At 62.4% G+C, this 12,440-nt stretch carries 11 protein-coding genes; 9 read left to right on the top strand and 2 right to left on the bottom strand.

The window, feature by feature from the left end:
* Positions 1-143 precede the first annotated feature (143 nt).
* The 8 genes from ACM6G4_RS15980 to ACM6G4_RS16015 all read left to right on the top strand — a co-directional run bounded on the left by ACM6G4_RS15980 (position 144) and on the right by ACM6G4_RS16015 (position 10,186).
* The gene (locus ACM6G4_RS15980; protein ID WP_414914079.1) at positions 144-1,064 is read left to right on the top strand and encodes a LysR family transcriptional regulator; all 921 of its coding nucleotides are present in this window, start codon (positions 144-146) and stop codon (positions 1,062-1,064) included.
* Positions 1,065-1,288: 224 nt separating this feature from the next.
* Complete coding sequence (locus ACM6G4_RS15985; RefSeq protein WP_414914080.1) at positions 1,289-2,821, top strand: MFS transporter; 1,533 nt, start codon at positions 1,289-1,291, stop codon at positions 2,819-2,821.
* Between the two features lie 26 nt (positions 2,822-2,847).
* Complete coding sequence (locus ACM6G4_RS15990; protein ID WP_414914081.1) at positions 2,848-3,912, top strand: HlyD family secretion protein; 1,065 nt, start codon at positions 2,848-2,850, stop codon at positions 3,910-3,912.
* Entirely contained in the window at positions 3,909-5,411 is a 1,503-nt protein-coding gene (locus ACM6G4_RS15995) for an efflux transporter outer membrane subunit (RefSeq protein WP_414914082.1), read from the top strand. The genes ACM6G4_RS15990 and ACM6G4_RS15995 overlap by 4 nt, the downstream gene beginning before the upstream one ends.
* 79 nt (positions 5,412-5,490) lie before the next feature.
* Entirely contained in the window at positions 5,491-6,264 is a 774-nt protein-coding gene (locus ACM6G4_RS16000; RefSeq protein ID WP_056726999.1) for an efflux RND transporter periplasmic adaptor subunit, read from the top strand.
* Positions 6,261-7,580 (top strand): efflux RND transporter periplasmic adaptor subunit, encoded by a 1,320-nt coding sequence (locus tag ACM6G4_RS16005; RefSeq protein ID WP_414914083.1) that lies wholly within the window; start codon positions 6,261-6,263, stop codon positions 7,578-7,580. Before ACM6G4_RS16000 ends, ACM6G4_RS16005 begins: the two co-directional genes overlap by 4 nt.
* Positions 7,581-9,677, top strand: coding sequence for a biotin/lipoyl-binding protein (locus ACM6G4_RS16010; RefSeq protein WP_414914084.1), 2,097 nt, complete (start codon positions 7,581-7,583; stop codon positions 9,675-9,677).
* Positions 9,678-9,688: 11 nt separating this feature from the next.
* The gene (locus tag ACM6G4_RS16015; RefSeq protein WP_414914085.1) at positions 9,689-10,186 is read left to right on the top strand and encodes a GNAT family N-acetyltransferase; all 498 of its coding nucleotides are present in this window, start codon (positions 9,689-9,691) and stop codon (positions 10,184-10,186) included.
* A 22-nt stretch (positions 10,187-10,208) separates the two neighbouring features.
* Here the strand turns inward: ACM6G4_RS16015 and ACM6G4_RS16020 are convergent, their stop codons facing one another.
* The gene (locus ACM6G4_RS16020) at positions 10,209-10,520 is read right to left on the bottom strand and encodes a DUF6916 family protein (RefSeq protein WP_056726995.1); all 312 of its coding nucleotides are present in this window, start codon (positions 10,518-10,520) and stop codon (positions 10,209-10,211) included.
* Between the two features lie 55 nt (positions 10,521-10,575).
* Positions 10,576-11,163 (bottom strand): phage tail protein, encoded by a 588-nt coding sequence (locus tag ACM6G4_RS16025; protein ID WP_056726994.1) that lies wholly within the window; start codon positions 11,161-11,163, stop codon positions 10,576-10,578.
* A gap of 313 nt (positions 11,164-11,476) precedes the next feature.
* Between ACM6G4_RS16025 and ACM6G4_RS16030 the strand changes: the two genes are divergently transcribed.
* Positions 11,477-12,313, top strand: a complete 837-nt coding sequence (locus ACM6G4_RS16030) for a sulfotransferase family protein (RefSeq protein ID WP_056726993.1) — start codon at positions 11,477-11,479, stop codon at positions 12,311-12,313.
* Positions 12,314-12,440: the final 127 nt, after the last annotated feature.

The following is a 12,440-nucleotide window of genomic DNA, read 5'->3' on the forward strand; positions in this document are numbered from 1 at the left end:
GCTCGCTTGAGTCAGGCTTGAGAACTATCAGAACTGATAGTGGTTCGAGCCGTACTTTTGGGCCGGTACAGTCAAAGCATCATTTGGAGGATGTTTGCTAGCATTGCATCTGACTCAACCAAGATCGGATACGAGTGCTCACCATGCAACTCCCAGACATGAACCTGTTGGTCGCCCTCGATGCCTTGCTCGACGAGGGCAGTGTGGTGGGCGCGGCGCGGCGGATGAGCCTGAGCCCGGCGGCCATGAGCCGGACGTTGACGCGCATCCGTGAAGCCATTGGCGATCCGATCCTGGTGCGCGCCGGTCGTGGCCTGGTGCCGACCCCCAAGGCGCTGGAGTTGCGCGAGCAGGTGCGCAGTGTGGTGGAGCAGGCCGGGTTGCTGTTTCGTTCGGCCGATGCGGTGGAGCTGAGCTCGCTGCGGCGGCGGTTCAGTATTCGGGCCAACGACTTCTTTGTCGGTGTCTACGGCGGCAAGTTGTTCGACACCCTTGATCGGCAGGCGCCGCACTGCGAACTGCGTTTCGTCCCGGAAGGCGATGGCGATGATGAGGCGTTGCGCGAAGGGCGGATCGATCTGAGCGTCAGCAACACCCGGCCGTTGACCCCGGAAGTGAAGATTCAGAACCTGTTTTCCACCCACTTCGTTGGTCTGGTGCGCGAGGATCATCCGCTGCTGGACGATGAGATCACGGCAGAGCGTTACGCGGGCTTCTCGCATATCAGCATGTCCCGGCGCGGCATTGCCCGGGGGCCGATCGATACCGCGCTCAATGCCCTGGGGCTGGAGCGGCGGGTGGCGGTGATCGCGCCGAGCTTTCATGCGGCAATGTTTGCCTTGCCCGATTCCGACCTGATTCTGCCGGTGCCCAAGGAAGCCTTGCTGAGTGTGCGACGGCTCGGCCTGAAGCTGCGCTCGTTCGACCTGCCGATCCCGTTGCCGACCTTGATGCTGACCCAAGCCTGGCATCCACGCTTCGACAAGGATCCGGCCCATCGCTGGTTGCGTGAGACGCTCAAGGCGTGTTGCGATGAGACGTGGCTGGCTGCGCAGCCGGACTGAGGTCGAGCGTAATTTCCCCCTGTGGGAGCGGGCTTGCTCGCGAATGCGATTTGTCATTCAACATTGATACCGACTGACCCAACGCCTTCGCGAGCAAGCCCGCTCCCACAAGGGGTTTTGTATTGTTGCGTAAGGCGCACTTATAACCTGCCGATAAGTTGATTTTCGTCAGGCATTACGCTTCCTAGAATGCTTCGGTCTTTCCACGCCGGAGCTTGCAGTACATGACTTCCCTTACGGTCACGGCACCTGTTGCTGCGGCCAGCATGGCAGCGGCTCCACCCGTCTTCGGCCCGCGGATCATCATCGGCCTGGTGGGCGTGTTGCTGGCGGTGCTGGTGTCGGGCCTGAACGAGATGGTGACCAAAGTCGCCCTGGCCGACATCCGTGGTGCGTTGGCCATCGGCTACGACGAAGGCACCTGGCTGGTGGCCTGTTACACCGCGACTTCCGTAGCGGCCATGGCCTTCGCGCCGTGGTGTGCGGTGACGTTCTCGTTGCGGCGTTTCACCCTGTGGGCCATCAGCCTGTTCACCCTGCTGGGTGTGTTGTGCCCCTTCGCCCCGAATTACGAAAGCCTGTTGTTGCTGCGCACCCTGCAAGGCCTGGCGGGCGGTGCATTGCCACCCATGCTGATGACCGTGGCCCTGCGATTTCTGCCCGCCAACGTGAAGTTGTATGGCCTGGCCGGTTATGCCCTGACGGCGACGTTCGGCCCGGGCCTGGGCACGCCGTTGGCCGGGTTGTGGACCGAATATGTCGGCTGGCAATGGACCTTCTGGCAGATAATCGCGCCGTGCCTGATTGCCATGGCCGCGGTGGCGTACGGCTTGCCCCGGGATCCGCTGCGCCTGGAGCGCTTCAAGTCCTTCAACTGGCGCGGTGTGCTGCTGGGTTTTCCCGCCATCTGCATGCTGGTGATCGGCATCCTGCAGGGCAACCGCCTGGACTGGTTCGAGTCCAGCCTGATCTGCGGATTGCTCGGCGGCGGGCTGTTGTTGCTGGTGCTGTTTTTAACCGGCGAGTGGTCGCAGCCGATTCCGTTTTTCAAGATGCAGATGCTCGGTATCCGTAACCTGTCTTTCGCCCTGCTGACCCTGGCGGGCGTACTGGTGGTGTTGCAGGCGGTGATCATTATTCCGTCCAGCTACCTGGCGCAGGTCCAGGGTTATCGCCCGGTGCAGACCGCACCGATCATGCTGCTGGCGGCGCTGCCGCAATTGATTGCGCTGCCGTTGGTGGCGGCGCTGTGCAACTTTCGCTGGGTCGATTGCCGCTGGGTGTTGGGCATCGGCCTGAGCATGCTGGCGCTGTCGTGCGTCGGCGGCTCGCAACTGACGTCTGCGTGGATTCGCGACGATTTCTATGTGCTGCAATGGCTGCAGATTTTCGGTCAGCCCATGGCAGTGTTGCCGCTGCTGATACTGTCCACCGGCAGCATCAACCCGATGGAAGGGCCGTTCGCATCGGCCTGGTTCAACACCGTCAAAGGCCTGTCGGCGGTCATCGCCACCGGGGTGATCGAGGCGTTGACCACGGCTCGCCTGCATTTTCACTCGACCATGCTGGTCGATCGCCTAGGCAATTCGCCGCTGGCCGAGCACGACAGCGCAAGTCTCGCTCATCGTCTGCATGAGCAAGCCGTGGTGCTCACTTCCTCTGATCTTTACCTGTGCATGGTCGGGCTCGCCGTGACCTTGATCCTGCTGATTTTCTGGCTGCCGACGCGGATCTTTCCACCGCGCGCACCGACCTGAATGCTCCACTGATACAGAAGGCTTTTATGAACACTCAAGCAAAACAGAAAGTCGCGGTGGCCGTGGCCGCCGCGTTGGCCGTCGGCGTGTTGCTGTACCTGGCGATGCCCGGCCTGTTCGGCAAGCGTACCCGGCAGAACACCAACGATGCTTACGTCTCGGCGGATTTCACCCTGGTGGTGCCGCGGGTTGCCGGGTTTATCAAGCAAGTGCTGGTGGAGGACAACCAGCAGGTCAAGGCCGGGCAGTTGCTGGCACTGATCGACGACCGGGATCTACGCGCCGCCGCCGAGGCCGCCGATGCCGAAACGCTGGTGGCCAGGGCGCAACTGCAAAACGCCCGGGCGACCCTCGAGCGCCAGGCGTCAGTGATTGCCCAGGCGCAATCCTCGGTGGTTTCGGCCAAGGCGGAAGTGGCCTTTGCCGAGCACGAACTGAGCCGCTACAACCACCTCGCCGGGGTGGGCGCCGGCACGGTGCAAAACGCACAACAGGCAAAAACACGCATCGACCAGGCCTCCGCACGGCTGGCCAACGCTACGGCAGTACTGGCGGCGGAACGCAAGCAGGTGGAGATCCTCACGGCCCAGCGCGATGGGGCCGAAGGGGGGCTGAAACGGACGCAAGCGAAGCTGGAAATGGCCAGCTACGAGTTGTCCTATACGAGGATCGTCGCGCCTCAGGACGGCATGGTCGGCGAACGCGCGGTGCGGGTCGGCGCCTATGTCACGCCGGGCAGCAAAATCCTCGCGGTGGTGCCGCTGGCGCAGGCATACGTGATGGCCAATTTCCAGGAAACCCAACTGACGGATGTGCAGCCGGGGCAGGCTGTGCAAGTGCGCGTCGACAGTCTGGGCGGTGCGGCATTGAACGGTCGTGTCGAAAGCATTGCACCGGCCACCGGGGTGACGTTTGCCGCGGTCAAACCGGACAACGCCACCGGCAACTTCACCAAGGTGGTGCAGCGGATACCGGTGAAGATTGTGCTGGAGCCGGGACAGTCGCTGGCCGAGCGCTTGCGGGTGGGGATGTCGGTGGAGGCGAGTATTGATACGGCCACCGCCAAGGCGAAAGAGGTTGTTCAGCGATGAAGATTTTCGTTGATCGCGCTGACGCCTTCGCGACTTGCTCGCGAAGAGGTCATCAGTCTCGCCTGATTTTTTCTGTCTTGCTTGTGCTGAGCCTGTCAGCCTGCACCGTCGGCCCGGACTTCCACAAGCCTGCGGCACAGCCAATCGCCGAATGGTCGAAACCATCAAGGGCAGCCGCCAGCCAGGCCATCGCCGAAACGATGACCGAGCGCTGGTGGGAGGTGTTCCACGACCCCAAACTTTCGGCCCTGAGCCAACGCGCCCTGACCGACAACCTCGACCTGAAGCTGGCCAGCAGCCGCTTGCAGCAAAGTCGCGCAGTGCGTCAGGTCATCACCGCCGATCGCTATCCCAGCACGGCGGCCAGCGGTCGTTACGGACGCAACCGCAACAGTGGAGAAGGTTTGAACGACCCGTCAGGACACAACGGCCAATCCGCCTTCAGCCTGTGGGATGCCGGCTTTTCCGCCTCCTGGGAACTGGATTTCTGGGGGCGCGTGCGGCGGGAAACGGAAGCGGCCAACGCCAACCTGGAAGTCGCCGAGAACGACCGACGCGGCGTGCTGCTGTCGGTGCTGGCCGAAACCGCCCAGGACTACATTCAACTGCGCGGTGTGCAGAACACCCGGCTCGTCACCGAACAGAATCTCGACGTTGCCCGCCATAGCCTCAAGCTCTCGCAGTTGCGCCTGGCCGACGGCGTCGCGACGGATCTGGATGTCGCCGAAGCTGCCGCGCAGGTGGCGGCCATCGAATCGCGCCTGCCCGCACTGGAGCAGCGCCAGTGGCAACTGATCAACGCCTTGAGTCTGTTGATGGGCGAACCGCCCCAGGCATTGGCGACGGAGTTATCCACAGACGCACCGGTGCCACAGACTCCGCGTCAGGTCGCCATTGGCCTGCCATCGCAACTGGCTGCTCGTCGGCCGGACATTCGCCAGGCCGAAGCGCGGCTGCATGCCGCCACTGCCAGCATTGGCGTGGCCAAGGGCGATTTCTATCCGCGAATCACCCTGTCGGGGAACATCGGTTCCCAGGCCATGCAACTGAGCGACTTCGGCTCCTGGGGTTCGCGTTCGTTCGGGATCGGCCCGCAGTTCAGCTTGCCGTTGTTCGACGGAGGCCGCTTGCGTGGCGTACTCGAGTTACGCGAAGCACAACAACAGGAAGCCGCTATCGCCTATCAGCAAACCGTATTGCGCGCCTGGCATGAAATCGATGACCAGTTGACCGCCTACAACGCCAGCCAGTTGCGCCGCGACAGCCTGGCCGAAGCCGTGCGCCAGAACCGCATTGCTCTGGACACCGCGCAACAGCAGTACGTTGAGGGTGTGGTGGATTTCGTCACCGTACTCACTGTGCAAGGGGCGTTGTTGGCGACTCAGGAGCAGTGGGTCGAGAGTTCGACCGGCGTGTCGCTGGCGGCCGTCGGGTTGTACAAGGCTTTGGGTGGGGGGTGGGAGTCGGTGTATCCGTTGACCGAGACCGCGCAGCGTTAATACGCAGGGAATGATGGCCATCTGCTTGACGCTAGTCACCGCTGCCGTAGACTCGATTGATCCGAAAGGGAGTACGGTCATGCGGATTTTCTGTGTGTTGGGGTTGGTCTTCGTCGCAAGCGTTGTCCAGGCGCAAACGCCTGGGGCAGACGATCCGCTTGCGCAAATGGATGCAGGCGCCAGTGCTGCGACCAGCACCGAGGCTCGCGGTGTATTGCGGGCCCGGGATCAGGCCGTACTGGCCAGTGAGGTGCCTGGGCGGATTGTCGAGTTGCCGTTCAGCGAGGGGGAATCGTTCAAGAAGGGCGATACCCTGGCGCGGTTCGATTGCTCGGCCTATCAGGCGCAGCTCAATGCCGCTCAAGCGGCCAGCCGTGGCGCGGGTGAAGAGCTGGCGCACAACCGGCAACTGGCCGCGCTGAATTCGGTCGGGCGTTTCGAAGTGGCACGTGCCGAGGCCAAAGTCAGCGAAACCCAGGCGCAGTCCCAGGTGTATCAAGTGCAGGTCAAGCGCTGCAGCGTGCTGGCGCCGTTCGATGGCCAGGTCGTCGAGCGCAAGGTACAGCGCTATGAAAGCGTACCTGCCGGTGCGCCATTGCTGGACGTGGTCGACAATCGCACCCTGGAAATCCACCTGCTGGTGCCCTCGCGCTGGATGGCCCGACTCAAGCCCGGCCAGACCTTCAGCTTTGTCCCCGATGAAACCGGCAAGCCATTGGACGCGACAGTCAAGCGCCTGGGCGCACGAATCGATGAAGGCAGCCAGACCCTGCTGCTGGTGGCCAGCGTGCCCGACGCCAGCGGGCTGCTGGCCGGCATGAGCGGCACGGCGCATTTCGCGGAGTCCAGGTGAACGCGCCGGTGAGCGGCGGTGCCGAACAGGTATTCGCACGTTTCCTTGATCTTGAGCGCCAGACCCGCGCAGCCCAAACGCCCGCCCAATTGGCCTACAGCCTGGTCAATGATGGCCAGGCACTGTTTGGTTTTCGCCATGCGGCACTGTTGATCGCCGGCAAGGTGCAGGCCGTGACCGGTGTCAGTACGGTGGAGCCGAACTCACCCTTTGTAGCGTTCGTCGAGCAGGCAGTGGCGCAGTTGTTCAAGCGCGAACAGTTGCAGCAGGCGCGGGTCGTTGCCGCCGATGTGCTCAGCGAGTCGCTGCAGGATGAATGGCAAAGCCTGTCGGCTGCGCAGGTGTTCTGGCTGCCGCTGATCGATCGCCGGGGCGAGGTGTTCGGCGGGTTGTGGCTGGCCCGGGATGTTGCGTGGAACCCTGCCGAACAAGTCCTGCTGGCGCAATTGGGCGATACCTACAGCCACGCCTGGCAGGCATTGCAACCGCGCAAGCCATGGCGTCTGCGCTGGACCCGCAGACGCCAGGCGCTGCTGGTCGCGTTGCTATTGCTCGGGCTGTTCATCCCGGTGCGCCAGTCCGTATTGGCACCGGCCGAAGTGGTGCCGCTGGGGGGGCGGGTCGTGGCCGCACCGCTGGACGGTGTGATTGCCGAGTTCCTGGTCAAACCCAATCAGACGGTGAAGGCCGGCGATCTGCTGCTGCGCTTCGAAAGCACCACGCTCAAGGCCCAGGCTGATGTCGCCGAACGTGCCCTCGGGGTTGCCGAGGCGGAGCTCAAGGCCAACTCCCAGCGTTCGTTCGCCGATGCCGAGTCCAGTTCGAAACTGGATTTGCTGGCTGCCCGGGTTGAGCAGAAACGCGCCGAGCGAGATTACGCCCGTGAACTGCTCAAGCGCAGCGAAGTGCGCGCCGAGCGCGATGGCATTGCGGTGTTTGCCGATGCCGAACGCTGGACTGGCAAGCCGGTGCAGACCGGCGAGCGACTGATGGAAATCGCCGATCCGACCCAGGCGCAATTGCGTATCGAGCTGGCGGTGGGGGACGCGATATCCCTGGAGCCCGGCGCTGAAGTCGCCCTGTTCCTCGACAGTGATCCGCTGCAACGGCATCTGGCCAGGCTCGAACGTTCGGCTTATGAAGCGCAACCCACGGCGGGCGGGCAATTGGCTTATCGGCTGGATGCGAATTTCGACGCGCCGCCTCCGCGCATCGGTTTGCGCGGCACGGCAAAAATCTTCGGTGACAGGGCGCCGCTGGCGTTGTACCTGCTGCGTCGACCGTTGGCCGGTTTACGTCAGAGCGTGGGCTTGTAAGTGAACCTGCCCGGTCTGCGTGCCGACCTGCAATTGTCCCCGGCAGCGCCGGCGCTGGACGGTGCGCCCAGCTGGACGCTGGCCGACCCGGTGCGGGGGCGTTACTTCAAGCTCGGTACGACGGCGATGCGCTTGTTGCGCCACTGGTCGCTGGGTGAGCCCGAGCAGGTCCTGCAAGCGGCCAATCGCGAACCGGGACTGGCGCTGGACGCTGCGGATCTGGAGCAGTTGCTGGTTTTTTTGCGCAGTCACGATCTGATTACCGCCCTCGATCCCCAGCAGCGTGCCAGTTACAGCGTTAAAGCGGATGCCCAGCGCCGGAGCCTGTGGCAAGTGTTGCTGCATCAGTACCTGTTTTTTCGTATTCCGCTGTGGCGCCCCGAGCGTTTTCTCAATCGCGCCTGGCCCTGGCTGGAGCGCTTTGGCCCGCAAGCGCTGCGCTATGGATTACCCGCTGTGCTGGGGTTAGGGGTGTTTCTGGTGTCGCGGGACTGGCAGCGATTTATCGCGACGTTTCCGCATTTGTTCAGCCTTGGCGGTGCATTGGCTTTTGGCGTGTCCCTGTTCTTCGCCAAGCTCTGCCACGAATTCGGTCATGCGTTCATGGCCAAGCGCGCCGGTTGTCGGGTGCAGAGCATGGGCGTGGCGTTCATGGTGCTGCTGCCGATGTTCTATACCGATGTCAGCGATGCCTGGCGGGTCAATGATCGCAAGGCCCGGTTGCTGATTGGCGCTGGCGGCGTGCTGGCGGAGTTGCTGTTGGCGTGCATTGCCTTGCTGGCGTGGTCGTTGCTGCCCGACGGCCCCGCCCGCACCGCGGCGTTCATGCTCGCCAGTGCCACGTGGATCACCACATTGGTGGTCAATCTCAACCCGTTCATGCGCTTTGACGGTTATTTTTTGCTCAGCGATTTCTGGCAGGTCGATAACCTGCAAGGTCGGGCGTTTGCCCTGTGCCGGTGGCGTCTGCGCGAGTTTTTATTCGGCTACGGCGCAGCGGCGCCGGAGCCTTGGTCGCCGACAATGCAACGGCGTTTGCTGATCTGGGGGTATGGCTCGTGGTTATGGCGCGCGGCATTGTTTTTCGGGATCGCTCTGGCGGTCTATCACCTGTTTTTCAAGGTGTTGGGGATTTTCCTGATGCTGGTGGAGCTGGTCTGGTTCATCTTTGTGCCCATCATGAGTGAGTGGCGCCAGTGGTGGAGCCGCCGCGAGCAGGCGCATGGACCGCGGGTGCTGCTCAGCAGCCTGGTGCTGCTCGGACTGTTATCGGTGCTTATCCTGCCTTGGCGCAGTGCCGTCGAGGTGCCGGCCATGCTGGAAGCGGGCCGGGTCAGCACCTTGCACGCGCCAGTGGCGGCACGGATCAAAGCCGTGAAGGTGCATGACGGACAGTCGGTGGCGCAGGGCGAAGTCCTGATCGAGCTGGAGTCCCCGGATCTCGATTCGCGCCAGGCTATTGCGCGCCGGGAAATCGAGATTCAGCAGTTGCAAATGCGCCGACAGGCCGGCCGCAGCGAAACGGCTTCCGATGCCGCCATCGTCGAGCAGCGCCTGGCCGAAGCGGTCGCCGAATACCGAGGGCTGGCGGCTCAGCGCGAGCGGTTGCTATTGCGTGCCCCCCATGCCGGCACCGTGCGTGACCTGCTGTCGCAATGGACGGTGGGGCGCTGGCTGTCGACCCGGGAGCCGCTGGCCAGGGTGGTCGAGGACGGCGTGCGCTTGCGCGGCTATCTGGCCGAGGCAGAGCTCTGGCGCGTGGCACCGGGCGCTACCGGACGGTTTATCGCCGATGATCCGATGCACCCGGCGATTGCGGTGCAATTGAGCGAAATCGACACCAACGGGGTGGCGTTTGTCGATCAGGAGGCACTGACTTCCGATCACCACGGACCGATTGCCGTGCGTCGCGATCAGCATCAACGGGCCGAGCCGGTACAGGCGCAATACGGCGCGCGGTTGATGACCCTCGAACCGGCGCCGACGCCGGTGCAGCCGTTGCGTGGCGTGGTCGTGTTGCAGGGCAGTGGCGAGTCTTTATTGGGGGGCGCCTGGCGACGCGTGGCGGCGCTGGGGGTCCGGGAAAGCGGTTTTTAAGGAGCGCGACGATGGCGAACAGCAGTGCTGTGGCAGCCGAAGGTTTGGTGGTACGGCCTTCGCTAGCCAGTGATGGGCCTTTTTTGCAGCGCCTGTATCAATCGGCCCGACCGGACCTGCAATGGATCGACGACAGTGTGGAGGTGGTCGAGCAGGTTGTGGCCCAGCAGTTCCAGGTGCAGGAGCAAGGACTGGGTGAAAACTTCCCCAATGCCATGCATTACGTGGTTGAGAAGCTTGGTACTGCGATCGGCGCATTGAGCACTGATTTCGGGCCGAACGAGATTCGCGTGCTGTATCTGGCCTTCATCCCGGCGGCGCGGGGGCAGGGGTATGGGCGGGCGGTATTGCAGGGGGTGCAGAAAGCCGCCCAACAGATTCGTTGCCCGGTGGCGGCGGTGGTCTGGGCCAGCAATCCCCATGCACTTGCGCATTACCTGGCGCTGGGCTTTGCAGTGCAGGAATACAACGTCGCGGCACAACGGCTGGTGTGGTATCCGCAAGGCTGAAGGCACAGCGAGCCAGAAAGGGTCAGTTGAAGGCGATGTAGAAGTAGCCTCGCTGCGGATCACGTCCCATCGAAGGCACCCGGGAAACGAAAATGTTTTCCACTTCGCCCAATTCCGGCAATTGCAGCATGCATAGACCGTCCACAAAATCGGTCGGGACCAGGCTGTTGAGCTCGACACTGAATGGCATGCGCTCACTGTTGCGCATGCGGGCGCCGGGTGAGTCTTCAAGGTGTTCGATCTGCATCGGCAATTCACTGCCGTCGGGCAGGCGTAGGGCGACGGTCTGGCCCAGCAGGGCCTGGAAATGATGGCTTTGAACCGCTTGCAACATGATCAGGCTCCGAAAAATGAACAGTGCCGGGGCGCGTGCGGCCCCCGGCGAATCTTCAGCCGCGCGATGGAAAATACCCTTGCAGGGCGATGCTGAAGTTGATGACCAGGAACGGGTTCATCACGCTCATGGGCTGGGCTCCGCCCGTGGAGGCAATCTCTCCGGTGACGGTGGTGCTTACGCCCTTGAGTGCCACCGCCGACGCTCCTTGTTGATCGGAGTAGATATTCGCCGTCCCCGGTCCGCCGCTCGAAGCGCCGATGAAGGAGTTGGTTGCCGTTGGCGCGTTTACGGGATTGCTCGAGGGATTGGCCAGTTGCAGGGTAGTGGTGGCGGTCAGTCCGGACAACAGGTGGGTGTGGTTGGGCATGTTGCCGATGGTCGCGGTGACGTTTTCGGTACCGGAAATCTCGCCAATGGTGCGCGGGCTGAGATTGGTACCGGTGCCCTGGGCCATGGGTAAGCGGCCTTGCAGGTTGGGTAGCATGAAGGTGGTCTGGCCGTCGCCGCCGTAGTTCACGCCAATCAGCGAGAACAATGCACTCCATTGCGCAATGCTCAACGTCTGGCCATTGCAAAGGGCCCAGTTCTGGGGGGCGAAATCAAAGGCGAAAGGCTGGATAGTGCCGATAAATACTTCCATGAATCCTCATCCTTCAGGTTGGTGGTTGGCGCGCCACGCGGCTGCCAGGCACCTGGGGGTGTCGACTCCTTTTCTTTGCGTGGCTCGGTCACGCCACGTCACAGCGTAGACGTAGATTGTGGGTGTCGTGGCGAGGTTGTTTTGTCCGATGGACGCTTCCCCAGGGTTGTCGTCGTTAAAGTCCTTCACTGGTTGCGCAAAGCTCGGTATCAGGTCGGTTTAGCTTCAAATTGATATCAAAACACCACTAGTCGAGGCGTTATCGATCGACTACGCTTTGTCCTACAAAGGACTATCAAAACGGTGAAGGGACTTGCACCATTTTCATTTCATTTCCGGTTTGCCGCGCTCGGGCTCGACCCTGCTTTCTGCAATCCTGTTGCAGAACCCGCGTTTCCATGCCGGAATGACCAGCCCGGTGGGTTCCCTGTTTTCCGGTGTTCTGGAGCAGTGCAGCGCTGGCAGCGAGTTCGGCGCGGTGATCGACACCGACATGCGCCGCCGCCTGTTGCGCGGCCTGTTTGACTCCTTCTACGCCGACAAGGCCGACAAATCGGTGGTGTTCGACACCAACCGTCTTTGGAGCGCCCGGCTGCCGGCCATCAACGATCTGTTTCCCAGGGCCAAGGTGATTGCCTGTGTGCGCAACGTTGCCTGGATCATGGACAGCATCGAGCGGCTTTACCGCGCCAATCCCTATGAAAACACCAAGCTCTTCGGCGATGCCGTCGAGCGCAACACCGTCTATAGCCGTTGCGAAACCCTGGCCCAGCGTAATCGGCTGGTGGGATTTGCCTGGGCGGCGCTCAAGGAAGCCTATTACGGCGAACATGCCGACTCCTTGCTGATCATCGACTATGACTTGTTGACCCAGGCTCCGGAGCGGGTGCTGCGGCTGGTCTACGACTTTGTCGACGAACCCTGGTTCGAGCACGACTTCGAAAACCTGGCATACGACGCCCCGGAATTCGATCAAGCCCTCGGGGTGAACGGCCTGCACAAGGTCAGGCCCAAGGTTGCCGTCCAGGCCCGGCGCACCATCCTGCCGCCGGATCTGTTCAAGCAATACTCAGACTTGTCCTTTTGGCTCGATGGCTCTGCCAGCGCCGCCAATGTCATTCGTATGAAGTCCGACGCCGCGAACATTTGATCGCGGCGTTTTTCATTGATGCCTTACGTATATTCGTTCGAATTCGGGTGAGCAGCATGTGGTGGACCATTTTTGACGGGGCAAAGGCAAAGTCACGGGCAACCGAAGGCCAACGGCCGCCAGCGGC

The organism is Pseudomonas sp. IT-P258 (assembly GCF_949767825.1).
Classification (GTDB): domain Bacteria; phylum Pseudomonadota; class Gammaproteobacteria; order Pseudomonadales; family Pseudomonadaceae; genus Aquipseudomonas; species Aquipseudomonas monachiensis.

What these genes read in the sequence shown, in the direction of transcription:
- ACM6G4_RS15980 (WP_414914079.1), top strand. Translation starts at nt 144, where the DNA reads ATGCAACTCCCAGACATGAACCTGTTGGTCGCCCTCGATGCCTTGCTC.
- ACM6G4_RS15985 (WP_414914080.1), top strand. Translation starts at nt 1,289, where the DNA reads ATGACTTCCCTTACGGTCACGGCACCTGTTGCTGCGGCCAGCATGGCA.
- ACM6G4_RS15990 (WP_414914081.1), top strand. Translation starts at nt 2,848, where the DNA reads ATGAACACTCAAGCAAAACAGAAAGTCGCGGTGGCCGTGGCCGCCGCG.
- ACM6G4_RS15995 (WP_414914082.1), top strand. Translation starts at nt 3,909, where the DNA reads ATGAAGATTTTCGTTGATCGCGCTGACGCCTTCGCGACTTGCTCGCGA.
- ACM6G4_RS16000 (WP_056726999.1), top strand. Translation starts at nt 5,491, where the DNA reads ATGCGGATTTTCTGTGTGTTGGGGTTGGTCTTCGTCGCAAGCGTTGTC.
- ACM6G4_RS16015 (WP_414914085.1), top strand. Translation starts at nt 9,689, where the DNA reads ATGGCGAACAGCAGTGCTGTGGCAGCCGAAGGTTTGGTGGTACGGCCT.
- ACM6G4_RS16020 (WP_056726995.1), bottom strand. Translation starts at nt 10,520, where the DNA reads ATGTTGCAAGCGGTTCAAAGCCATCATTTCCAGGCCCTGCTGGGCCAG.
- ACM6G4_RS16025 (WP_056726994.1), bottom strand. Translation starts at nt 11,163, where the DNA reads ATGGAAGTATTTATCGGCACTATCCAGCCTTTCGCCTTTGATTTCGCC.